This is a genomic window from Heyndrickxia ginsengihumi (assembly GCF_011008565.1).
Taxonomy (GTDB): domain Bacteria; phylum Bacillota; class Bacilli; order Bacillales; family Bacillaceae_C; genus Weizmannia; species Weizmannia ginsengihumi.
This window is the reverse complement of the sequence record NZ_JAAIWK010000008.1, coordinates 18,491-39,969: the sequence shown is the minus strand read 5'-3', so window position 1 is coordinate 39,969 and position 21,479 is coordinate 18,491. Positions and strand designations below refer to the sequence as shown.

The 21,479-nt window shown below is 34.5% G+C and carries 25 protein-coding genes; 23 read left to right on the top strand and 2 right to left on the bottom strand.

From position 1 onward, the window contains the following. The first annotated feature begins 1 nt into the window (after position 1). The 3 genes from G4D61_RS06995 to deoC are packed head-to-tail and all read left to right on the top strand — an operon-like array spanning position 2 to position 2,811. Entirely contained in the window at positions 2 to 754 is a 753-nt protein-coding gene (locus tag G4D61_RS06995) for a 16S rRNA (uracil(1498)-N(3))-methyltransferase (protein ID WP_035354789.1), read from the top strand. Positions 755 to 759: 5 nt separating this feature from the next. Continuing rightward, positions 760 to 2,115, top strand: a complete 1,356-nt coding sequence (mtaB, locus tag G4D61_RS06990) for a tRNA (N(6)-L-threonylcarbamoyladenosine(37)-C(2))-methylthiotransferase MtaB (protein WP_035354786.1) — start codon at positions 760 to 762, stop codon at positions 2,113 to 2,115. A 48-nt stretch (positions 2,116 to 2,163) separates the two neighbouring features. Beyond that, on the top strand, positions 2,164 to 2,811 hold the full coding sequence (deoC, locus tag G4D61_RS06985; RefSeq protein WP_035354783.1) for a deoxyribose-phosphate aldolase: 648 nt from the start codon (positions 2,164 to 2,166) through the stop codon (positions 2,809 to 2,811). Between the two features lie 90 nt (positions 2,812 to 2,901). Here deoC and G4D61_RS06980 read toward each other — a convergent pair whose 3' ends face one another. Next, positions 2,902 to 3,828 carry a Na/Pi symporter gene (locus G4D61_RS06980; RefSeq protein WP_163173567.1) on the bottom strand — a complete coding sequence of 309 codons (927 nt, stop codon included), beginning with the start codon at positions 3,826 to 3,828 and terminating at the stop codon, positions 2,902 to 2,904. 54 nt (positions 3,829 to 3,882) lie between these two features. Further along, the gene (locus G4D61_RS06975; RefSeq protein ID WP_035354781.1) at positions 3,883 to 4,167 is read right to left on the bottom strand and encodes an acylphosphatase; all 285 of its coding nucleotides are present in this window, start codon (positions 4,165 to 4,167) and stop codon (positions 3,883 to 3,885) included. Positions 4,168 to 4,471: 304 nt separating this feature from the next. On the opposite strand from G4D61_RS06975, the gene rpsU reads away from it, so the two are divergent. The 20 genes from rpsU (at position 4,472) to G4D61_RS06875 (ending at position 21,304) form a co-directional block, all read left to right on the top strand. Then, on the top strand, positions 4,472 to 4,645 hold the full coding sequence (rpsU, locus tag G4D61_RS06970) for a 30S ribosomal protein S21 (RefSeq protein WP_006838418.1): 174 nt from the start codon (positions 4,472 to 4,474) through the stop codon (positions 4,643 to 4,645). A 14-nt stretch (positions 4,646 to 4,659) separates the two neighbouring features. Beyond that, positions 4,660 to 5,106, top strand: coding sequence for a GatB/YqeY domain-containing protein (locus tag G4D61_RS06965; protein ID WP_035354778.1), 447 nt, complete (start codon positions 4,660 to 4,662; stop codon positions 5,104 to 5,106). A 125-nt stretch (positions 5,107 to 5,231) separates the two neighbouring features. Then, on the top strand, positions 5,232 to 5,486 hold the full coding sequence (locus G4D61_RS06960; RefSeq protein ID WP_025726669.1) for a transcriptional regulator SplA domain-containing protein: 255 nt from the start codon (positions 5,232 to 5,234) through the stop codon (positions 5,484 to 5,486). Continuing rightward, positions 5,483 to 6,511, top strand: a complete 1,029-nt coding sequence (gene splB / locus G4D61_RS06955; protein WP_035354775.1) for a spore photoproduct lyase — start codon at positions 5,483 to 5,485, stop codon at positions 6,509 to 6,511. The genes G4D61_RS06960 and splB overlap by 4 nt, the downstream gene beginning before the upstream one ends. Positions 6,512 to 6,628: 117 nt before the next feature. Beyond that, positions 6,629 to 6,913 carry a sporulation protein YqfC gene (gene yqfC, locus G4D61_RS06950; protein ID WP_025726671.1) on the top strand — a complete coding sequence of 95 codons (285 nt, stop codon included), beginning with the start codon at positions 6,629 to 6,631 and terminating at the stop codon, positions 6,911 to 6,913. Positions 6,914 to 6,925: 12 nt separating this feature from the next. Beyond that, entirely contained in the window at positions 6,926 to 8,119 is a 1,194-nt protein-coding gene (gene yqfD, locus G4D61_RS06945) for a sporulation protein YqfD (RefSeq protein WP_035354772.1), read from the top strand. Further along, positions 8,116 to 9,072, top strand: a complete 957-nt coding sequence (locus G4D61_RS06940) for a PhoH family protein (RefSeq protein WP_025726673.1) — start codon at positions 8,116 to 8,118, stop codon at positions 9,070 to 9,072. The genes yqfD and G4D61_RS06940 overlap by 4 nt, the downstream gene beginning before the upstream one ends. An 88-nt stretch (positions 9,073 to 9,160) precedes the next feature. After that, on the top strand, positions 9,161 to 11,296 hold the full coding sequence (locus G4D61_RS06935) for an HD family phosphohydrolase (protein ID WP_025726674.1): 2,136 nt from the start codon (positions 9,161 to 9,163) through the stop codon (positions 11,294 to 11,296). A 19-nt stretch (positions 11,297 to 11,315) separates the two neighbouring features. Beyond that, the gene (gene ybeY, locus G4D61_RS06930) at positions 11,316 to 11,786 is read left to right on the top strand and encodes an rRNA maturation RNase YbeY (RefSeq protein WP_025726675.1); all 471 of its coding nucleotides are present in this window, start codon (positions 11,316 to 11,318) and stop codon (positions 11,784 to 11,786) included. Further along, a complete protein-coding gene (locus tag G4D61_RS06925) occupies positions 11,770 to 12,150 on the top strand; it encodes a diacylglycerol kinase family protein (RefSeq protein ID WP_025726676.1) in 381 nt (126 codons plus the stop codon). The genes ybeY and G4D61_RS06925 overlap by 17 nt, the downstream gene beginning before the upstream one ends. A 283-nt stretch (positions 12,151 to 12,433) precedes the next feature. After that, entirely contained in the window at positions 12,434 to 12,835 is a 402-nt protein-coding gene (locus G4D61_RS06920; RefSeq protein WP_025726677.1) for a cytidine deaminase, read from the top strand. Further along, positions 12,825 to 13,742, top strand: a complete 918-nt coding sequence (gene era / locus G4D61_RS06915; RefSeq protein ID WP_025726678.1) for a GTPase Era — start codon at positions 12,825 to 12,827, stop codon at positions 13,740 to 13,742. Before G4D61_RS06920 ends, era begins: the two co-directional genes overlap by 11 nt. Positions 13,743 to 13,882: 140 nt before the next feature. Beyond that, on the top strand, positions 13,883 to 14,026 hold the full coding sequence (locus G4D61_RS06910; protein WP_081749932.1) for a YqzL family protein: 144 nt from the start codon (positions 13,883 to 13,885) through the stop codon (positions 14,024 to 14,026). A gap of 57 nt (positions 14,027 to 14,083) precedes the next feature. Then, the gene (gene recO / locus G4D61_RS06905) at positions 14,084 to 14,845 is read left to right on the top strand and encodes a DNA repair protein RecO (protein WP_163173566.1); all 762 of its coding nucleotides are present in this window, start codon (positions 14,084 to 14,086) and stop codon (positions 14,843 to 14,845) included. A gap of 340 nt (positions 14,846 to 15,185) precedes the next feature. Further along, positions 15,186 to 15,854 (top strand): transcriptional regulator CcpN, encoded by a 669-nt coding sequence (gene ccpN, locus G4D61_RS06900; protein ID WP_269318603.1) that lies wholly within the window; start codon positions 15,186 to 15,188, stop codon positions 15,852 to 15,854. Between the two features lie 16 nt (positions 15,855 to 15,870). Continuing rightward, on the top strand, positions 15,871 to 16,686 hold the full coding sequence (locus tag G4D61_RS06895; protein ID WP_035348091.1) for a pyruvate, water dikinase regulatory protein: 816 nt from the start codon (positions 15,871 to 15,873) through the stop codon (positions 16,684 to 16,686). Between the two features lie 437 nt (positions 16,687 to 17,123). Beyond that, positions 17,124 to 17,591: a YaiI/YqxD family protein gene (locus G4D61_RS06890; protein WP_367590359.1), complete on the top strand. Its 468-nt coding sequence runs from the start codon at positions 17,124 to 17,126 to the stop codon at positions 17,589 to 17,591. Between the two features lie 13 nt (positions 17,592 to 17,604). Beyond that, on the top strand, positions 17,605 to 19,416 hold the full coding sequence (gene dnaG, locus G4D61_RS06885) for a DNA primase (protein WP_163173565.1): 1,812 nt from the start codon (positions 17,605 to 17,607) through the stop codon (positions 19,414 to 19,416). 89 nt (positions 19,417 to 19,505) lie between these two features. Further along, entirely contained in the window at positions 19,506 to 20,642 is a 1,137-nt protein-coding gene (gene rpoD, locus G4D61_RS06880) for an RNA polymerase sigma factor RpoD (protein WP_025726683.1), read from the top strand. Positions 20,643 to 20,746: 104 nt separating this feature from the next. Then, positions 20,747 to 21,304, top strand: a complete 558-nt coding sequence (locus tag G4D61_RS06875) for a hypothetical protein (RefSeq protein ID WP_025726684.1) — start codon at positions 20,747 to 20,749, stop codon at positions 21,302 to 21,304. Positions 21,305 to 21,479: the final 175 nt, after the last annotated feature.

Below are 21,479 nucleotides of genomic sequence, written 5' to 3'. Positions count from 1 at the left end.
GATGCAACGTTACTTTTTAACTAAACCTTATGAAAATGAAAAAGAAGTTCGCTTGCAAAATGAGCAATATCATCACATTGTTCGTGTACTGCGCATGGAACAAGGTGATCGTTTTTATATAGTTTTCAGGAATGAGAAGGCTTGTATTTGTGAAATAAAAGAGATTACAAATGAAGAGGTAGTTGCTGCCATTATTGAATGGGAAGATATTTCTAAAGAACTACCTGTTAAAGTGACGATTGCAAGTGGATTGCCTAAAGGTGATAAGCTTGAATGGATCATTCAAAAAGCGACGGAATTGGGGGCGTACGAATTCGCTCCTTTCATTGCAAATCGTTCGATCGTTAAGTGGGATGAAAAAAAAGGATTAAAGAAAAAAGACCGCTGGCAGAAAATAGCTTTAGAAGCAGCGGAGCAATCTCATCGTCAGCACGTTCCACTCATTCATACCCCATGTACTTTTAAAGAGTTACTCGCATTAAGCAAATCATATGAACATAAGCTTGTCGCGTTTGAGGAAGATGCTAAACAAGGAGAATCACATCAGTTTGTACAAGCTTTGTCGCAAGTAAAAGATGGTGAAAAAATGCTGCTTGTATTTGGCCCAGAAGGCGGGCTCTCTGCTCAAGAAGTAGAGCAATTGTGTAAGGCAGGATTCCAAACTTGCGGATTAGGTCCAAGAATTTTAAGAACGGAAACTGCACCTTTGTATACATTGGCCGCAATTTCTTATCATTTAGAATTAATGAGGTGATTAACATGTCTACTGTAGCATTTCATACATTGGGGTGTAAAGTTAACCATTATGAAACAGAGGCAATATGGCAATTATTTAAGAATGAAGGATATGAAAGAGTAGATTTTGAATCAACTGCAGATGTTTATGTCGTAAACACTTGTACAGTAACAAACACAGGCGATAAAAAAAGCCGTCAAGTGATTCGTCGTGCTGTAAGAAAAAATCCAGATGCCGTTATTTGTGTAACAGGATGCTATGCACAAACTTCACCAGCAGAGATTATGGAAATCCCTGGAGTTGATATTGTCGTAGGGACTCAGGATCGTACAAAAATGCTAGACTATATTGAACAATATCGTAAAGAACGTCAACCGATCAATGCTGTAAAAAACATTATGAAAAATCGGGTGTATGAGGAGCTTGATGTTCCATATTTTACAGACCGGACACGTGCTTCATTAAAAATTCAGGAAGGCTGTAATAACTTCTGTACTTTCTGTATTATTCCTTGGGCACGCGGGTTGATGCGTTCACGCGATCCAAAAGAAGTAATCCGCCAAGCACAGCAACTTGTTGATGCAGGGTATAAAGAAATTGTTTTAACTGGGATTCATACAGGTGGATATGGTCAAGATTTAAAAGATTATAATTTAGCAATGCTGCTTCGTGACTTAGAGGAACAAGTAACTGGTTTAAAACGGATTCGTATTTCATCAATTGAAGCAAGCCAGTTAACAGATGAGGTCATTGAGGTTATTCATCATTCGAATATGATCGTACGCCATATGCATGTACCTTTACAATCCGGTTCTGATACGGTACTAAAAAGAATGCGCCGTAAATATACAATGGCGCAATTTGCAGAGCGTCTTGTAAAATTAAAAGAAGCATTACCAGGACTTGCGATAACATCTGATGTTATCGTTGGTTTTCCGGGCGAAACTGAAGAAGAATTTATGGAAACATATAATTTTATTAAAGAGCATAAATTTGCAGAATTGCATGTATTCCCATATTCATCTCGTACAGGAACACCGGCAGCAAGAATGACTGATCAAATTGATGAAGAAATTAAAAATGAACGTGTTCATCGCCTTATTGCCTTATCAGATCAATTAGCGAAAGAATATGCATCTAAATTTGAAAATGAAGTACTGGAAGTAATTCCAGAAGAAGTGTATAAAGAAGATCCAGATAGTGGTCTTTATGAAGGTTATACAGATAACTATTTAAAAGTTGTATTTCCTGCGACACCAGATATGGTTGGAAAACTAGTGAAAGTAAAAATTACGAAAGCAGGCTATCCATATAACGAAGGTCAGTTCGTTAGAGTAATGGACGATGCTCCTGCAGAAATAAATCAGAAGGCAATATAATAAAAGAATTGAAAAGAGCATAATGCGATTGTAAAAGGAGAAAAAATCATGGAAAACATTGCAAAGATGATCGATCATACTTTGTTAAAGCCTGAGGCTACAGAAGAACAAGTAACGAAATTATGCGAGGAAGCAAAACAATATCACTTTGCCTCTGTTTGCGTAAATCCTACATGGGTAAAACTTGCATATCAATTATTAAAAGATACAGATGTAAAGGTTTGTACAGTAATTGGCTTTCCATTGGGAGCGGCAACATCAGAAGTAAAAGCATTTGAAACTGAAAATGCAATTGCAAACGGTGCTACAGAAGTAGATATGGTCATCAATATTGGCGCATTAAAGAGTAAAAACATTGACCTAGTTGAGAATGACATACGTGCGGTTGTGGAAAAAGCAAAAGGAAAAGCTTTAACGAAAGTAATTATCGAAACATGTCTTCTAAGTGAGGATGAGAAAGTGCTTGCTTGTGAGCTTGCTGTGAAGGCTGGGGCAGATTACGTAAAAACTTCAACAGGTTTCTCAACTGGCGGTGCAACTGCTGAGGATATTGCTTTAATGAGAAAAACAGTTGGTCCAAGCATTGGTGTAAAGGCATCAGGAGGCGTTCGTACACGTGAGGATGCAGATAAAATGATTCAAGCTGGGGCAACAAGAATCGGAGCAAGTTCCGGTATAAAAATTGTGCAAGGCTAATAAATAATGAGACAAGCATCGAGGAATTCTCGATGCTTCATTTTTTTTCACAGGATTTCTAAATGGTATTTAGTATATTAGATGAAGACTTTAAGATTTTTTACCATGCAAAATCATTATAAATTTGCCGAATTTCTCTGCGAATGGAAGAACTAGCAATGAACAACCTACATTAAATAACAGGCTTGCATGGGCTAACTGCTGTTCTGGTAATGCTGTTAATAATTTACAGCCATGCGCCAATAATGTAATGAACGGGTAGAATACTAGTGCTCCGCCAACATTTAGCCAAATATGTGTATACGCAGTTAATCTAGCTTCTTCACCTGCTCCGAAACTTGCTAAAAGCCCTGTAAAACATGTGCCAATATTAGCTCCCAACATAATTGCAATCCCTGTTTCTATTGGGAAAACACCTGCGCTAATAAAGCTCATTGCCATGCCAATTGTCACGGTACTAGATTGAATAGACGCAGCTAAAACTATTCCAAATAATAAAGCTAAAAATAAGTGGGAATGCAGCAATGTGAAAAGGAAATGCACGAAGTTCATTTGCGTGAGTGGAATAGCAAGCCATTCAAATCCCCGCATTGCAGCAAAAATAAGTGCGAGTCCAAGGAAAATGTAACTGATGCTTTTCATGCGAACATCTCTAAATAAGTGAAAAATAATCCCGATCAATAAAAAAGGAATACATAAACTTGATAGATGAAAAGATAGAAACTCTAATGTAAAAGTCGTCCCAATATTAGTGCCGAGAATGATCCCAATTGTTTGCGGAAAGCTTAAAATCCGCGCACCTACTAGACCAACTGTAATAACCATAACTGCTGAGCTGCTTTGCAGAAGAGCAGTCATGAGGATGCCAAACACCATACCTATCAAAGGAGTTTTTGTAAATCGTTTCAGCCATAATTCAATTTTTTTCTCTGATAGATTTAATAATCCAATACGCAATCGTGTTATTCCAAATAAAAATATGAAAATAAAACATATAAAAAGACAAAAGTACAGCATGTCCCCCACCTCATATGATACATATGAGATATTATTGAGGATGATGTCTAAAGATTAATATAAAATGCGAAAACTTGTATCATGCTTTAAATCGGAAAAATATGATATATCAATATTTGTTACTTTTGCAAAAGGGGTTGGGCCCTTTTTAATGGCGGAGATAAATTTTTCAAGATTGGTTTCTGTACTTTCAGCTTCAATCTCAACTTTCCCATCATGTGTATTTTTTACCCAACCGCGAATATCATATTGTTTTGCTAACCATTGTGTTTGAAAACGGAATCCGACCCCTTGTACTCTTCCAGAAACGACTATATGAACACGTTTTAATTGATCCATTTAATTCTCCTTCAGCAAAAATATTTATTTTATTACGTACATTATATCAAATGAATCATGATCTTTCTGTCATTGGAAATTGTATCTTTAAGCACCTTTATTGCTGTCTAGCATCCATTTTACAAATAACTGTGTTCGCCATAGACAAAGCGAACAGTAAAAAATTTGTTATTAATAATGGAATAGATGCTTCTTATAATGGAAAGAATGTTGACCTGCTATAAAGGATATATTATACTTATAAAGTACATGGTTTTCCATGCTTGACATGTAACCGTTTGTGTTCGGAGGGAGGGAAACAGAGATGTCAAAAACAGTTGTTCGCAAAAACGAATCGCTTGAAGATGCTCTTCGTCGCTTCAAACGTTCAGTTTCTAAAACAGGAACTTTGCAAGAATATAGAAAGCGCGAATTTTATGAAAAACCAAGCGTAAAACGTAAGAAAAAGTCTGAAGCTGCTAGAAAACGTAAGTTTTAAGAGAGGGTGGAATAATGAGTCTTCTCGAGCGTTTAAATGAAGATATGAAACAAGCGATGAAAAACAAAGAAAAAGAGAAACTCTCTGTAATTCGTATGCTTAAAGCAGCGATTCAAAACGAAGCCATTAAATTGGGCAAAGATGAATTGACTAACGATGAAGAGTTGACAGTCCTTTCTCGCGAAGTAAAGCAACGCAAAGACTCCCTCCAGGAATTTGAAAAAGCAGGTCGTAATGATCTTGTTGAAAAAGTTCAAACTGAATTAACTTATGTGGATGTATATATGCCAGAGCAGCTTACAGAAGATGAATTATTACAGGTCGTTCAAGAAGCGATAAAAGAAGTGAACGCAACTTCAAAAGCTGATATGGGCAAAGTAATGGGAGCCGTCATGTCTAAAGTAAAAGGCAGAGCAGATGGTTCGTCTGTTAGAAATGTCGTTCAGCAGCAATTATCATAATTTATGATGAGGTCGGGAATGAAAAGATTCTCGGCCTTTTGCTATTTTTACATATTTTTAATTCAGGTTAAGCATATTTCTCTGCTAAAATTGGAAAATTATTAAAAATAGAAAGGAGGAGAGATATGTTTTTTTCCAATTTTACACCAGGAGAGATTGTTTATGTCATCTACCGAAATCCTCACATTCAAAATGTTGCTAATATTCAGGAGGCGGCTGTCGTCCAAGATCCTGAAAATACAGAACAACTATCCCTTTTTCTGTATGAAACGTTTTATCCTTTAACAAATACGCTCGCTATTTATAAAACAAAAGCTGAGGCTGAGGAAGCCTATGAATATTATTTTGGAGAAGTGGATCATTTAGGAGGGTTAGAATGAAACCCTTTATCCCTCAGCTTGTGTACTTTGAGCCACAAGCTTTAGAATATCCACTTGGGAAAAAACTATTTGACATGTTTAGCAAACAGAAGCATGTTGAAATACGTTATACGACTTCACATAACCAAGTAAGGAATTTACCTGGAGAAAACGATTTTCAACGTTACCGTATTGCGAAATCAACACTTGTAGTTGGGATTAGGAAAACATTGAAATTTGATACATCAAAGCCGTCTGCAGAATATGCAATTCCTCTTGCTACTGGCTGTATGGGGCATTGTCATTACTGCTATTTACAAACAACAATGGGCAGTAAGCCATATATTCGCACATATGTAAATGTGGAAGAAATTTTACATGCAGCTCAGCAATATATTGATGAAAGAGCCCCGCAAATAACGCGTTTTGAAGCATCATGTACATCAGACATTGTAGGAATTGATCATTTAACACATAGTTTAAAAAAGACAATTGAGTTTTTTGGACAATCTAAATATGGGAGACTTCGTTTTGTAACAAAGTTTGATAATGTTGACCATTTACTCGACGCAGATCATAATGGCAAAACACGTTTTCGTTTTAGCATAAACGCGGAATATGTTATTAAATATTTTGAGCCTGGGACGGCTCGGTTAATTGAAAGAATAAATGCTGCAAGAAAAATTGCGCATGCAGGTTATCCTTTAGGATTTATTATTGCGCCGATTTATTTACATGAAGGTTGGAAAGAAGGATATAGAACTTTATTGGAACAGCTGGCTGAAACATTGCCTAAAGAAGCACAAACAGGGGTCACTTTTGAACTGATCCAACACCGTTTTACAAAGCCAGCAAAGAAAGTTATACAAAAAAATTATCCTATGACCAAATTAGAGCTAGAAGAAGAAAAAAGACGTTATAAATGGGGGAAATACGGCATAGGGAAATATATTTATCAAAAAGAAGAAGAAAATGAGATAAGAGAGACTCTTAGTGCGTATATTCAGCAGTATTTCCCTAATGGTACGATTGAATATTTCACATAACCGTCTTTATTTAAAAGCCATTATATGAATAAAATCGTCTTTTCAGAAGAAAGTTTTAAAAAAAGTGATGAACCTCCTTTTTATTTCATAAATATGAGATGAAAGGAGGTTCTTTTTATGGCAAAAAATTGGAGGCAACAAATACAAAAATGGCTCACAAACAAAATGGAACTTCCACAAGATGTCATGATGGACCTTCCGAGAATTACGATGATTGGACAGATTCACATTTATATAGAAAATCATCGTGGACTACTTTCTTTCACGGATAGAGAATTAAGATTACTTTTAAAGAATGGACAATTATTGGTAAAGGGTCAATCCTTTGTAATTAAAACAATTTTACCAGAGGAAATTTTATTGGAAGGAAAAATAGATGAAGTGATGTATTTGAATGAATAGGAGTGACTTTTTTTGAAAAATCAATGGGTGACGTTTTTCAGGGGGACCGTCTATGTTAAAGTGGAAGGAAAAGGGATTGAACGTTTTATTAACCAATTAACACGTTCAAATTTAATTATTTGGAATGTAAAAAGGCAAGGAACAATGGCTGTAACTTTTTATATTGGTTTAAATGATATTCATCAATTAAGAAAGCATGTTCGCCATTTTGATTGTCGAATTCATTTTTTACGGGGGCAAGGTGCCCCGTTCCTATGGAAAAGAACATTAAAAAATGCAGGCTTTCTGCTCGGCTTTTTTCTATTTTTTATCATTATTACACTCCTTTCCAACATGATTTGGGGAGTAGATATTAAAGGTGCTTCTCCTAAAACAGAGCACCAAATTCGGAAAGAGTTGGACAAACTAGGGGTTCGTGTAGGAAATTTTCAGTTTTTTATGGATAATGTAGAAACCATTCAACATAAATTAACAAACGAGGTTCCAAACGTAACATGGATTGGAGTAAATTTACAAGGGACAACTTATCATTTCCAAGTTGTTGAAAAAAATACACCGAAGAAAAATAAAAAACTTGCTCCGCAGCATCTTGTTGCAAATCAAAAAGCAGTTATTGAAGATATGTATGTTGAGCAAGGGAAACCGGTTGTCAAAATTCATCAATACGTGAAAAAAGGACAACTTCTTGTTTCGGGCATTATTGGAAATGACAAGGAAAAATATCCTGTTGCAGCAAAAGGAAAAGTGTATGGAGAAACATGGTATAAATCGAATGTAGAGTTACCGTTAAAATCTGATTTTCAAGTCTATACTGGTAATGAACAAAGAAAACATGAAATCAAAATAGGAAAGTTCCGAATACCGGTATGGGGATTTGGTAAAGTTACGTATAAAAAATACGATAAAGCTGAAGTTGAACATTATATCCGCTTTTTAAAATGGACACTCCCAATTCAATATGTAGAAACGACATTCCGGAAAAAGGAAGAAGTTCATAGGGAATATACAAAACAAGAAGCAATTAATAAAGCAAAATTATTAGGAAAAAGTGATTTAAAAACAAAAATTCCTAATGACGCAAAAATCAAAGATGATTATGTTTTGCAAGAACATGTCGACAATGGTACATTAAAATTATCAATTTATTTTCAAGTAATTGAAAATATCGCAAAAGCAAAACGAATTCCTCAAGGAGACTTAGAATGACAGAAGAAAGTACAACAAAATTACAATTAGAAAACACAAATGAAGCAATTGCATTATTTGGTATTTCCGATAAGCATTTGAAAGTTTTAGAAGATGAATATAAAGTGAACATTATTACTCGTGGTGAAACAATTCAAGTTGCCGGAGATGAAGAGACGATTAATCGTGTCAATACAATCTTAACTAAATTGCTTGATCTTGTACGTAAAGGGATTCATATTAGTGAAAGAGATTGTTTATATGCGATTGAAATGGAAAAACAAGGAAAGCTGGACTATTTCACACATTTATATGATGAAGAAATTGCTAGAAATACAAAAGGTAAAGCAATTCGCGTCAAAACATTTGGACAGCACGAGTATATTGAAGCAATTAAAAAACATGATCTTGTGTTTGGGGTTGGACCTGCAGGGACAGGGAAAACATATTTAGCTGTAGTGATGGCTGTAAATGCACTGAAAAATGGAAAAGTTAAAAGGATTATTCTTACAAGGCCCGCAGTGGAGGCTGGTGAAAGTCTCGGCTTTTTACCAGGTGATCTTAAAGAAAAAGTTGATCCATATTTGCGGCCGCTATATGATGCCTTGAACGATGTTTTAGGGGCAGAACATACTCAACGTTTTATCGAACGTGGTACGATTGAAATTGCCCCGCTTGCCTATATGCGCGGCAGAACATTGGATGATGCGTTCGTTATATTAGATGAGGCGCAAAATACAACAAATGCGCAAATGAAAATGTTTTTAACAAGGCTCGGTTTTAATTCAAAAATGGTGATTACGGGGGATCGAACGCAAATTGATTTACCTAAAGGTGCGGAGTCTGGACTTGTAACAGCGGAGCATGTATTAAAGAATATTTCGGGTATTTCATTTGTTTATTTGCAGGGGAGCGATGTTGTTCGTCACCCATTAGTGACGAAAATTATTTCAGCTTATGAACATTCTTCTTAACCCGAATTTTCATCCATTCGGGTTTTTTACAATGTATCGACTAGGAAAGAAATTGCTAGTGAACTGTTAACGAAGGTGGTGAATACATATGAGATTAAATGAACAGTTAAGCAGTTTGCGTAAAATCATCAATTATAGGGTATTTAATTCAATTATATTAATAATACTCGCCCTTATTTTATTTGGCATATTTTATCAAAATATACGCCCCCAAACTTATGATATAGAATTGTTTTCAATTGCAAATAAGACAATCCGTTCTCCGAAAACAATCATTGATGAAGAAAAGACAAGTGAGGAGAAGAAGAAAGCAGCAGCACAAGTATCTAAAGTATACACATTTCAAACAGACCAAGTACAAAATCGCGTTTCTCTAATGAATTCGATTTTTGACTTCGTTGAGGAAGCAAAAAGTGAGGATGCAAAATCAGCAAATAAGGAACAATCAAAGAAAGACAACTTAACGGCTGAAGACAAATTATTAAAGCTAAAAGAGAATTTAACGGAAAATGTTTCGGAAGATGTGACAAAGTCAATTTCTGATGACAGCTTTCAAACTTTACTAGCTGCATCCGATGACCAGCTTGATCATACGAGGAGTGTTGTATTAAATAATGTTCAAGCGGTTCTCAATAAGAAAATCCGCAATAATCAAGTAGATGCAGCAAAAACAACTGTTGTCAACCAAATTCAACAATCAAATTTAAGCAAAAGTTTAAAATTAGCGGCTCAAGAGTTAGCTGAGTACGCAATTGTCCCTAATTACATATATGATGAAAAATTAACAAAGGAACATAGAAAACAGGCAATGAAGGCCGTTGAACCTTTTAAAATTTTACAAGGCCAGGTGATTGTACAAGAAGGGCATATTATTGACCGTGACATCTATAGACAACTAAAGTTATTAGGATTATTAAAAACAAATTCTTCAATTAAGCCATATATCGGTTTAGCTATATTTGTTATCCTTATTATTAGTTTATTAGCTTTTTATGCTGCGCATGCACGAATTTCACAAGAAGAAAAACAAAACCGGCTTGTCATGGTTAGCTTAATATTATTATGTTCACTTGCGCTTATGAAACTTGTCGGTGCGATGAACCATTTAGACATTCCTGGAATTGAATATGCTTTTCCAGCGGCAATGGCGCCAATGCTTATCAAAATTCTATTAAATGACCGTGTATCGTACTTGCTTGCAATTATAATTGCAGCCTGTGCAAGTCTGGAGTTTCATGATGAAATTGCCGATACAATGAATGTAGAAATGGTACTATATACTTTACTAAGCGGTGCTTCTGGTATTATATTTTTATCAAATAAAAATCAGCGGACAGGAATATTTAAAACAGGTGCATTTATTGCAATCGTCAATATTTTAACGTTATGTTTTCTGATATTGATAGTGAATGGTCAGTTTACGAATAGAGAATTCGTATACTATCTTATATTTGCAGTTGTTTCAGGACTTTTATCATCTGTTTTAACGATGGGCTTGCTTCCATTTTTTGAAGCATCATTTGGCATTTTATCCGCTATGCGTTTAATTGAGTTATCCAATCCGAATCATCCGTTGTTAAAGAAAATTTTGACTGATGCACCAGGAACTTACCACCATAGTTTAATGGTTGCAAACTTAGCGGAAGCTGCTTGTGAGGCGATTGGTGCAAATGGATTGTTAGCAAGAGTAGGCAGTTATTATCACGATATTGGGAAAACGAAGCGCCCGCAATTTTTTATAGAAAATCAAATGAGTATTAAAAATCCTCATGATCGCTTAAACCCAGATGTAAGCAGGGATATAATTATTGAGCATACGACAGATGGGGCAGACATGTTACGTAAATATAAATTACCTAAAGAATTCGTCGATATTGCTGAACAGCATCATGGAACGACATTATTGAAGTTTTTTTATAAAAAAGCGAAGGAATTGGACGAACATGTAAAAGAAGAAGATTATCGATATCCAGGTCCAAAACCGCAGACGAGGGAAATTGCTGTCATCAATATTGCGGATAGTGTAGAAGCTGCTGTACGGTCGATGAATCATCCGACACCAGAGGAGATAAAAAATATCGTACACAATATTGCTCAAGATCGATTATTAGACGGACAATTAAATGAGTGTGATATCACGTTAAAAGAGTTGGAAGTTGTCAAAAAAACATTTTGTGAAACGTTGAATGGGATTTTCCATTCGAGAATTCAATACCCAAATTAAAAGATAAAGGATGAACATGATGACATTATCAATTGATTTCATTGATGAAACCAATGAGTTAACAGAGGAAGGATTTCAACTCATTGAAGACTTATTAAATTATGCAGCAAGTATGGAAAGCGTTGAGAATGGAACAGAAGTATCGGTTACATTTGTTTCAAATGAAAGAATCCAAGAAATTAATCGTGAGTATCGCGATAAGGATCAGCCGACAGATGTTATTTCTTTCGCTTTAGAAGAATTAGGTGAAGGGGAAGTGGAAATTGCGGGAGCAGATATGCCGCGAATTTTAGGGGATATCATTATTTCTGTACCGAGAGCGCATGAACAAGCAAAAGAATATGGTCATTCATTTACAAGAGAATTAGGTTTTTTATCTGTCCATGGTTTTTTGCACTTATTAGGATATGATCATATGACGAAAGAAGATGAGAAAGTAATGTTTGGTCGACAAAGGGAAATTTTAGATGGCTATGGGCTTAAAAGATAAAGCAGCAAAAAGAACAAAAGAGTCTCCTTTTGTTCCAGCGCTGCTTGGCCTATTTCATGCTGCTCGGACTGAAAGAAACTTTCAATTTCATCTTTTTGCTGGTACTTGCGTGGTTGTCTTAGGATTTCTCTTCTCATTATCTAAGACCGAATGGATGATCATTATTTTAGTGATTTTTGGTATGTTGTCTTTAGAGCTAGTCAATACAGCTATCGAAAGAACTGTTGATTTAGTTACATTAGAAAGACATCCACTTGCAAAGCAAGCTAAAGATGTCGCAGCTGCAGCTGTCTTTGTTTATGCTTTCATGGCAGTCATTATTGCTTGTATTATATTTATCCCAAAAATATTGTTGCTATTTTAACAAAGGGGGAGCAATTTCCCTTTTCTTTTTTTGGGATTCTTTTCTACAAGATTGTTATTTGTAAAAATGTTATTTAGTTAAATGCTTTTTTGGCAGATAAAAAAATTAAAATTTACGAAAACAGCCTTTTTTAAAGAGAAATTTGAAACGTTTATTTCTTTAAGATAAAATATAAATAAAGATAATAGCATGAATGTAAAAAAATTAAATTTTCAAAAGAACCGGAAAATAATTCTGATTTATTATTGCTGTTGTAGTACAATATAGGTAAAGGAGTTATGGAATGGAAATCAAAAAGCTAATTGAAGAAGCGAAAAAAGCACGTGACTTTGCGTATGTACCATATTCAAAATTTCCAGTTGGAGCTGCACTTCTAACAAAAGATGGCAAGATATTTCATGGATGTAACATTGAAAATGCTGCTTATTCAGTCGTTAATTGTGCAGAAAGAACTGCATTGTTTAAAGCTTATTCAGAAGGAGTAACAGAGTTTTCTGCACTTGTTGTAATTGCTGATACTGCAAGGCCATGCTCTCCATGTGGTGCATGTCGGCAGGTGATTTCCGAACTCTGTGAGCCAGATATGAAAGTTGTATTGACAAACCTTCAAGGGGATGTCGCGGAGACAACGGTTAGAGAATTATTACCGGGAGCATTTTCATCGGAGGATTTGCATGAACACTAATAAAGAAATAGCATATAAATCAGGGTTTATTTCAATCATAGGGCGTCCAAATGTCGGTAAATCTACTTATTTGAATCATGTTATTGGACAAAAGATTGCCATTATGAGCGATAAACCACAGACAACTAGAAATAAAGTGCAAGGTGTCTATACAACGAATGAATCACAAATGATTTTTATTGACACCCCTGGAATTCATAAGCCAAAGCATAAATTAGGCGATTTCATGATGAAGGTAGCTACGAATACTTTAAAAGAAGTAGATCTTATTTTATTTATGATTAATGCTGAAGAAGGCTTCGGTCGTGGTGATGAATTTATTATTGAAAAACTAAAGCAAGTTAAAACCCCTGTTTTTCTAGTTATTAATAAAATTGATCTAATACATCCTGATCATTTATTCGCAATTATTGAAGAATACAAGGAAAAATATCCATTTAAAGAGATCATTCCGATATCTGCATTACAAGGCAATAACGTCGAACATTTATTGAAAGTTATTCAGGAATATTTACCAGAAGGTCCGCAATACTATCCTGCTGACCAGGTGACAGACCATCCAGAACGTTTCATTATTTCTGAATTAATTCGTGAAAAAGCACTGCAACTTACACGTGAGGAAGTACCTCATTCGATTGCAGTCGTAATTGATAAAATTGAAAGAAAAGAAGAACAAGATGTGGTTCATGTTATGGCAACTGTAGTTGTCGAGCGCTCCTCTCAAAAAGGGATTATTATCGGAAAACAAGGTAGTATGTTGAAAGAAATTGGCAAAAGATCAAGAATTGATATTGAAAATCTCCTTGGCTCAAAGGTATATTTAGAACTTTGGGTAAAAGTACAAAAAGATTGGCGAAATAAAATGAATCAGCTTCGTGATTTTGGATTTAGGGAAGATGAATATTAAAAAGATACTACCGTAAATCATTAAGTTTATTCATGTAAGGGATTAGCAATTTTTACGTCGCATGTTTTCAGTGGTCATGGTGAACCTATTATTAAGGATTTAAATTTCATGATGTAACAACATGAAAGGCGTGGTTAAAGATGCTAGAATTTACTTGGAAAGTTTTTGCTGATACAGGTAATATTGATACTTATTTACTATTTAAAGAATTGGAAAGAGAAAGACAAGGTGAACTTCAAAATTCTGATGAAGAACACTCAGAAATCGATTTTCCAATTACGTGAAGCCATTCATTCACCTGATTAAGGCAAAAATATATTTTTGCTCCGAGGTGAAGTTATATGCTAACAAAATGTGAAGGAATTGTTGTCCGTAGTACAGACTATGGTGAAACAAACAAAATAATAAATATTTATACACGGGAATTTGGGAAAATTGGAGTCATGGCTAGAGGGGCAAAAAAGCCGAGTAGTCGTTTGGCTGCCATTTCCCAACTCTTTACATACGGCCATTTTTTAATCCAAACATCTAAAGGGTTAGGCACTTTGCAGCAAGGAGAAATGATTTCCTCAATGCGTGCGATTCGTGAAGATATTTTTAAAACCGCTTATGCATCTTACATTGTTGAATTATTAGATAAATCAGTTGAAGACAAAAAAACAAATCCTTATTTATTTGAATTATTATATATGACACTACAATATATAAATGAAGACTACGATATGGATATTATGACAAATATTTTTGAGATGAAGATGTTAAATGTTTTAGGAATGTATCCAATTATGAATCAATGCGCTTTATGTGGCGAAAAAGAAGGAAGATTTGCTTTTTCAATAAGAGAAAATGGGATTATTTGTCATCGTTGTTTTGAAAAAGATCCTTATCATCTGGCTTTGTCACAGCCGGCGATAAAATTGTTAAGGCTTTTTTATTATTTTGATATAGGACGTCTTGGCAATATTTCGGTAAAACCTGAAACAAAAAAAGAATTAAGAAACACGATCTCAATGTATTATGATGAATATTCAGGTCTTCATTTAAAATCAAAGCGCTTTTTAGATCAGATCGATCATCTTAGACAAAGTTTTGATCGTAATTAAGCCATTAACTAATATACTCTCATCATGATGTTTTTATAAACAAATTGGTGAGATTTTTTTAAGTATTTAGTTTCTAACCGTAAAAGGGTTAGAGAATTCTTTTTCATCAACAGGCATTTGATATACAGTTCTGTAGTTTGTTTTGAATGTTGATACTGAAAATTGATAGAATGGTAGAAGCTAAGTAATTGAATCATGATAAAGCGAAAACCATCAAAAATAGCTTTTAAATAGCTGTTTTTGAAAACTTTCATTACACTGTTTATAAAATTGGTTGTAGCGCAAAACGAATCTGAAATGAAAATCAACACACCATTTTTAGGTAGCGAAGTTTATTTAAATGTTAGAAAAAATGGTAAATATGGTTAGTAAGGTGGTGAGTAAAATAGAACTAACAAAGAGGCAAGAACAAATATTAGAAATTGTGAAGGAAAATGGCCCCATTACAGGAGAGCATATTGCAGATCAATTAAATTTAACAAGAGCAACTTTAAGACCGGATTTAGCCATTTTGACGATGGCAGGATATTTAGATGCACGTCCTAGAGTTGGCTATTTTTATACAGGTAAAACAAGTACGCAGCTGTTGACCGATAGTTTAAAAAATATACATGTGAAGGACTATCAATCTTTACCAGTAGTCGTGAATGAAAATGTGTCCGTTTATGACGCAATTGTCACTGTATTTCTGGAAGATGTCGGTACACTTTTCGTAGTTGATAAAAAAACGCAATTAGTTGGTGTGCTTTCTAGAAAAGACTTGTTACGTGCAAGTATTGGCAACAAAGACTTAACTTCATTGCCAGTCCATATTATTATGACAAGAATGCCAAATATTACGTTTTGCCGAAAAGATGATCTGTTAATTGATGTAGCAAAAAAACTAATTGAAAAACAAATTGATTCCATTCCTGTTGTAAAAGAAAGTAATGGAGGACTGGAAGTTATTGGACGGATAACAAAAACGAATATAACAAAAGCATTCGTAGCATTAGCGGATGGCGAATAAAGAGGATGTGAAATAGTTGAGACCTTATATTTATATTGTGTCTGATTCTGTAGGTGAGACTGCAGAGCTCGTGACAAAAGCTGCAATTAGTCAATTTAAACAGAATGATGTTGAATTTAAAAGGTTTCCATATGTAGAGGATTTTATACATATTGATGAAGTGGTCAATCTAGCGTCTAATGATAATGGAATGATCGTCTATACGCTTGTGAAGCCGGAAATGCGACAGCATATGGAACATGAAGCCCGTCAACTAGGGGTAGTGACAGTTGATTTAATGGGACCTTTAATGGACAAATTGCTTCAATTTTACCATGAAAAACCATTATATGAGCCTGGTTTAGTAAGACAGCTAGATGAAGACTATTTTAAAAAAGTTGAAGCAATCGAATTTGCTGTTAAATACGATGATGGACGTGATCCGCGTGGCATTATGCGTGCAGATATCGTTTTGATTGGTGTATCACGTACATCCAAAACCCCATTATCACAATATTTGGCACACCATCGTTTTAAAGTAGCGAATGTCCCGATTGTTCCTGAAGTAGATCCTCCTGAAGAATTATTTCAGGTTTCACCTAATAAATGTTTTGGACTAAAAATAAATCCAGAAATTTTAAATAACATTCGAAAAGAAAGATTACTCTCGCTTGGTCTAAATGACAAAGCCAGCTATGCAAATCTCGAACGTATCAAATATGAAATGAAATATTTTAATGACATTGCAAATAGACTAAAGTGTAAAGTAATTGATGTTTCGAATAAAGCGTTAGAGGAAACAGCTAATGTTATTATGAATGAAATTAGAAATTCTAATAAAGGGATGGCATGAAGAAACACTCTTCATGTCATCATCATTTTGTTGAAAAAATGTTCAAGATGTTTAGACATTACAGTGATGAGTAAGAAAGGAATATGTCTTGATTGCTATCCGGAGAACAATGCGTGTATTCAGCAAACATATAGTATGTAGAAAATAGAAGTTACAACGCCCCAAACTCTCATTACCCAATAATTTAAAAGAGTCTATATAAAAATTGGAATATTTTTTTGTGAAATTTAGTATTTATTAATAGTCAAAATGAAACAAATATACTATAATAAAAAATTGTGATAAAAATGTATTAGAATTAGGTTTAGAGTAGTGTGTAAACGAATAAACTATTTATTAGGAAATGTCAAGGTTGGATTTATAAAAAAAATCGACAAAAAATAAAAAAATGAATAGAAGTAGAACAAATAAAGAAGGATTTTGTGGAGTGATGTAGAATTAATAGCTTAAACGGCATCACCATATTTGTAGATGCAGATGCATGTCCTGTTAAAGAGGAAATCATTACGATTGCTCAACAATATGAAATAAAAGTCGTGTTTGTCGCTTCTTTCACAAATCAAATGGCGGATCCTGTAAATGGTATATGGGTGTATGTTGATCCACATAAAGAATCAGCTGATCTCTATATTATTAATCATATTGGAGAAAATGATATCGTGATTACGCAAGATATTGGATTGGCGAGCTTAGTCTTATCTAAAAAAGCTTATGCATTATCTCCGCGGGGAAAACAATATGAAGAGACATCTATTAATACTGCTCTAGATTTTCGTTATTTAGCGGCAAAATCGCGTCGAAGTGGCAAGTACGAAAAAGGTCCTAAAAAATTTACGCAAAAGGATCGAGAGACTTTTAAGAGTAAACTGAATGACCTTTTGTCGAAATTTGAAATTCGTAAGTAGAAGGGATGTTCTCGTGTTTGAAAGGATTCCTGAAGAAACAATAAATGAAATCCGACAATCTGTTGACATAGTTGATGTAATTAGTGAATATGTTCAACTGAAAAAACAAGGTCGCAATTACTTTGGCTTATGTCCATTTCACGGTGAAAATACACCTTCCTTTTCTGTTTCGGCAGATAAACAAATTTTTCACTGTTTTGGTTGTGGAGCTGGGGGCAACGCAATATCCTTCATCATGGATATCGAAGGTATTCCATTTCAAGAAGCTGTTGTGAAACTTGCTGAAAAGGCCAATATTCATTTAGACATTCAGACTCATAGTGAAGATGAAAATAACATAAACTCTGAGCATGTACAAATGTTTAAAGCCCATGAACTTCTACAAAAACTCTATCACCATTTATTAGTTCATACTAAGGAAGGGCAGCAGGCACTACAATATTTACATCAACGAGGATTTACTGATGAAAGTATTGAAAAATTTCAGCTAGGTTATTCCTTACCAAATTGGGATTTCGCTATAAAACTGTTGCAAAAAAGGGGTTTTTCATTACCGATACTTGAAAAGGCAGGCTTGATTATAAAAAATGAGCGAGATCAAAATTACTTTGATCGCTTTCGAAATCGAATTATGTTTCCCATTTTAGATGCGAAAGGAAGGACAATTGCTTTTGCAGGTAGAGCAATTGATGAACATGACTCGCCAAAGTATTTAAATAGTCCTGAGACAAGTATTTTTAATAAAAGCTCACTTCTATATAATTTACATTATGCAAGAAGCTTCATTCGAAAAAAGCAACAGGCGGTAATATTTGAAGGATATGCAGATGTTATTTCTGCTGATAAAGCCGAAGTTTATAACGGCATTGCAACGATGGGAACTTCTCTCACACCTGAACATGTGCAAATCATTAGAAGAATGACGGATAACATTATTATATGTTACGACTCTGATAAAGCTGGAATTTTAGCGGCTTATCGTGCAGGTACTATGCTGAGTGAAAGTGGTTGTGAAGTTCGTGTTGCACATATGCCAAATGGATTAGACCCTGATGACTACATTAAACAATTCGGAAGTGATAAGTTTCGAAACGATGTAATAGGGGCAAGTCAAACCTTTATGTCATTTAAAATGGATTATTATCGTATGAATAGAAATCTCCAAAATGAAGGAGAAAAGCTGCAATATATAGAAGATGTTCTTAAAGAAATTATTAAGTTAGATAGCGCCATCGAGAAAGACCTATATTTAAGGCAAATATCTGAGGAATTTTCTCTATCCTTGGAGGCGTTAAAAGAGCAAGAACGTGAAATGAGTGACCAAGGATCGAAGAAGAAGCGAACTTTTAATGAGCCAGCGGTCACCCAGCATGGCATTCCAACTGCATCGAAACAAGTGCTACCCGCCCATTTAACTGCTGAAAGAAGACTTTTGGCACATATGTTGAAAAATGGGGATATTGCTTACAAAGTACGAGAACTGTTGGATGGAAATGTTTTTTATACGGATGAGCATCAAGCGATATATACGTATTTGCTAGGCTATTATGAAGATGGCAATAGTCCGGATGTTAGTGCTTTCCTCTCTTATATAAAAGATAAGAAACTTCAACAGTTGGTTGTAGAAATTGATATGATGACTTTAAATGAAGAACTTACAGATCAAGAACTGCATGATTATGTAAACTATGTACAGAAGTACCAAAAGATATTGATTATTAAAAATAAGCAAAAAGAACAAAAAGAAGCAGAAAAGCAAAATGATTTACAAAAAGCGTTTATGCTTGCGAATGAGATTATTCAATTACGTAAATCATTAACATGATTACATTTAAAACTCGTCTACATGAGAGATTATTATAAAATAAGTGAATTGTTATTGAAGGTATGACATTGTTTGAAGGAGGGGAACACATGGTTGAAAAGTCAGCACGTTCCAAAGAAGTAGAGAGTGAATTTACTCTAGAAAAAGCAAAAGAACAGCTTATCGAACTTGGTAAGAAACGTGGATTTTTAAACTATGCAAACATTTCAGAGAAATTAAGCCATTTCGAGCTGAACTCTGACCAAATGGATGAATTTTACGAACAATTGGGTGAACAAGGAATTGATGTAATGGAAGATCAAGATTCTGAAGATGTTGATGCTCCAGACGATGAAGATCTAGAAAAAGAAAATGAAGAAGAATTTGATTTAAATGATTTAAGTGTTCCTCCTGGAGTAAAAATTAATGACCCTGTACGTATGTATTTGAAAGAAATCGGTCGTGTTAACCTTCTTTCTGCAGATGAAGAAATTGAATTAGCGAAACGAATTGAAGAAGGAGACGAAGAAGCAAAACGTCGCCTCGCTGAAGCAAATTTACGTCTTGTCGTTAGTATTGCAAAACGTTACGTTGGACGTGGTATGCAATTTCTTGATTTAATTCAAGAAGGGAATATGGGATTAATCAAGGCTGTTGAAAAGTTTGACTTCCAAAAGGGATTTAAATTCAGTACTTATGCAACATGGTGGATTCGACAAGCAATTACTCGTGCAATTGCCGACCAAGCAAGAACGATTCGTATTCCGGTGCATATGGTAGAAACGATTAATAAATTAATTCGTGTCCAAAGATCATTACTGCAAGACTTAGGACGTGAACCTACGCCGGAAGAAATTGCCGAAGAAATGGATATCACACCAGAAAAAGTACGTGAGATTATTAAAATTGCTCAAGAGCCTGTTTCCTTAGAAACGCCGATTGGTGAAGAAGACGATTCTCATCTTGGAGATTTCATTGAAGATCAAGATGCAACTTCACCTTCTGACCATGCAGCGTATGAATTGTTGAAAGAACAATTAGAAGATGTTCTAGATACATTAACAGATCGTGAAGAAAATGTTTTACGATTGCGTTTTGGCTTAGACGATGGGCGCACAAGAACATTGGAAGAAGTAGGCAAAGTTTTCGGCGTTACTCGTGAACGTATTCGACAAATCGAAGCGAAAGCACTTCGTAAACTACGTCATCCAAGTAGAAGCAAACGTCTAAAAGATTTCTTAGAATAGGCCTTTACAATATAGTTTACTTCATCTTTGAAGTAAACTTTTTTCTTATTTTTAGAAGGAATTTGTCTTTTTTTCGAGAAATATACATATAGGATGTGTTGCTTATGGACTCTATGAGAAAACAGATCATTGTAAATGAAATTAAACTTTGGAAAGAAAATAAGATGATTCCTCAAGAGTATTGTGACTTTTTACTGGCACTATACAGTGAAGATATACAAGATCAAGAGTCATCGGAAAATATAAGAAAAAGCAAATCTCGGGTTGTTAGCAAAGACATTTTACCAATACTAGGTGTATATCTCCTCGTTGTTTGTTTACTAAGTATTGCTGTATTTGTCATTTATTTTACTGAATTCCCTTTCATTTTGCAAACAGTGATTTTGACGGTTTTTGTCGGATTTTTACTTTGGGCATGTTTTTATTATTCTAATAAAGAATTTTACTTCGGGATTTTTTTGATTGGGACAGCATTATTGTTATTGTTGCTAACAGTTCAATTGAATGATCATTTATTTCATCACAATCGATCTATACTATATATAATGCTTTTTATTCACTGCATTTTATGGCTAATAGTAGGAAAAAAATTCAAATTACTATTCTTTACTTTGTCGGGTATTGTAGGAATAATCATTATCATAATATCTATTGTAATATAGATATTATTTTTTTGTCTTTTTGGAAATTACACAATGTTATATTCAAATGTATGATTCCGAATACATAGTTAACAGTGTTATTGTTTTAATTTTAAGAATTGTTACAACTATTATAAATGATTTTGTTATCCATTACTATAAAGAGAAGATAAATTTTATATGACAAATTGGTTTC

Bases quoted from the DNA above. Each gene is read 5' to 3' on its own strand.
- mtaB (WP_035354786.1), top strand. From the start codon at position 760: ATGTCTACTGTAGCATTTCATACATTGGGGTGTAAAGTTAACCATTAT.
- ccpN (WP_269318603.1), top strand. From the start codon at position 15,186: ATGTTAGAAAAAATGGTAAATATGGTTAGTAAGGTGGTGAGTAAAATA.
- rpsU (WP_006838418.1), top strand. From the start codon at position 4,472: ATGTCAAAAACAGTTGTTCGCAAAAACGAATCGCTTGAAGATGCTCTT.
- splB (WP_035354775.1), top strand. From the start codon at position 5,483: ATGAAACCCTTTATCCCTCAGCTTGTGTACTTTGAGCCACAAGCTTTA.
- G4D61_RS06995 (WP_035354789.1), top strand. From the start codon at position 2: ATGCAACGTTACTTTTTAACTAAACCTTATGAAAATGAAAAAGAAGTT.
- G4D61_RS06960 (WP_025726669.1), top strand. From the start codon at position 5,232: ATGTTTTTTTCCAATTTTACACCAGGAGAGATTGTTTATGTCATCTAC.
- G4D61_RS06875 (WP_025726684.1), top strand. From the start codon at position 20,747: ATGGACTCTATGAGAAAACAGATCATTGTAAATGAAATTAAACTTTGG.
- recO (WP_163173566.1), top strand. From the start codon at position 14,084: ATGCTAACAAAATGTGAAGGAATTGTTGTCCGTAGTACAGACTATGGT.
- deoC (WP_035354783.1), top strand. From the start codon at position 2,164: ATGGAAAACATTGCAAAGATGATCGATCATACTTTGTTAAAGCCTGAG.
- G4D61_RS06935 (WP_025726674.1), top strand. From the start codon at position 9,161: ATGAGATTAAATGAACAGTTAAGCAGTTTGCGTAAAATCATCAATTAT.
- ybeY (WP_025726675.1), top strand. From the start codon at position 11,316: ATGACATTATCAATTGATTTCATTGATGAAACCAATGAGTTAACAGAG.
- yqfC (WP_025726671.1), top strand. From the start codon at position 6,629: ATGGCAAAAAATTGGAGGCAACAAATACAAAAATGGCTCACAAACAAA.
- G4D61_RS06980 (WP_163173567.1), bottom strand. From the start codon at position 3,828: ATGCTGTACTTTTGTCTTTTTATATGTTTTATTTTCATATTTTTATTT.
- G4D61_RS06975 (WP_035354781.1), bottom strand. From the start codon at position 4,167: ATGGATCAATTAAAACGTGTTCATATAGTCGTTTCTGGAAGAGTACAA.
- G4D61_RS06925 (WP_025726676.1), top strand. From the start codon at position 11,770: ATGGGCTTAAAAGATAAAGCAGCAAAAAGAACAAAAGAGTCTCCTTTT.
- G4D61_RS06940 (WP_025726673.1), top strand. From the start codon at position 8,116: ATGACAGAAGAAAGTACAACAAAATTACAATTAGAAAACACAAATGAA.
- G4D61_RS06965 (WP_035354778.1), top strand. From the start codon at position 4,660: ATGAGTCTTCTCGAGCGTTTAAATGAAGATATGAAACAAGCGATGAAA.
- G4D61_RS06920 (WP_025726677.1), top strand. From the start codon at position 12,434: ATGGAAATCAAAAAGCTAATTGAAGAAGCGAAAAAAGCACGTGACTTT.
- rpoD (WP_025726683.1), top strand. From the start codon at position 19,506: ATGGTTGAAAAGTCAGCACGTTCCAAAGAAGTAGAGAGTGAATTTACT.
- era (WP_025726678.1), top strand. From the start codon at position 12,825: ATGAACACTAATAAAGAAATAGCATATAAATCAGGGTTTATTTCAATC.
- G4D61_RS06910 (WP_081749932.1), top strand. From the start codon at position 13,883: ATGCTAGAATTTACTTGGAAAGTTTTTGCTGATACAGGTAATATTGAT.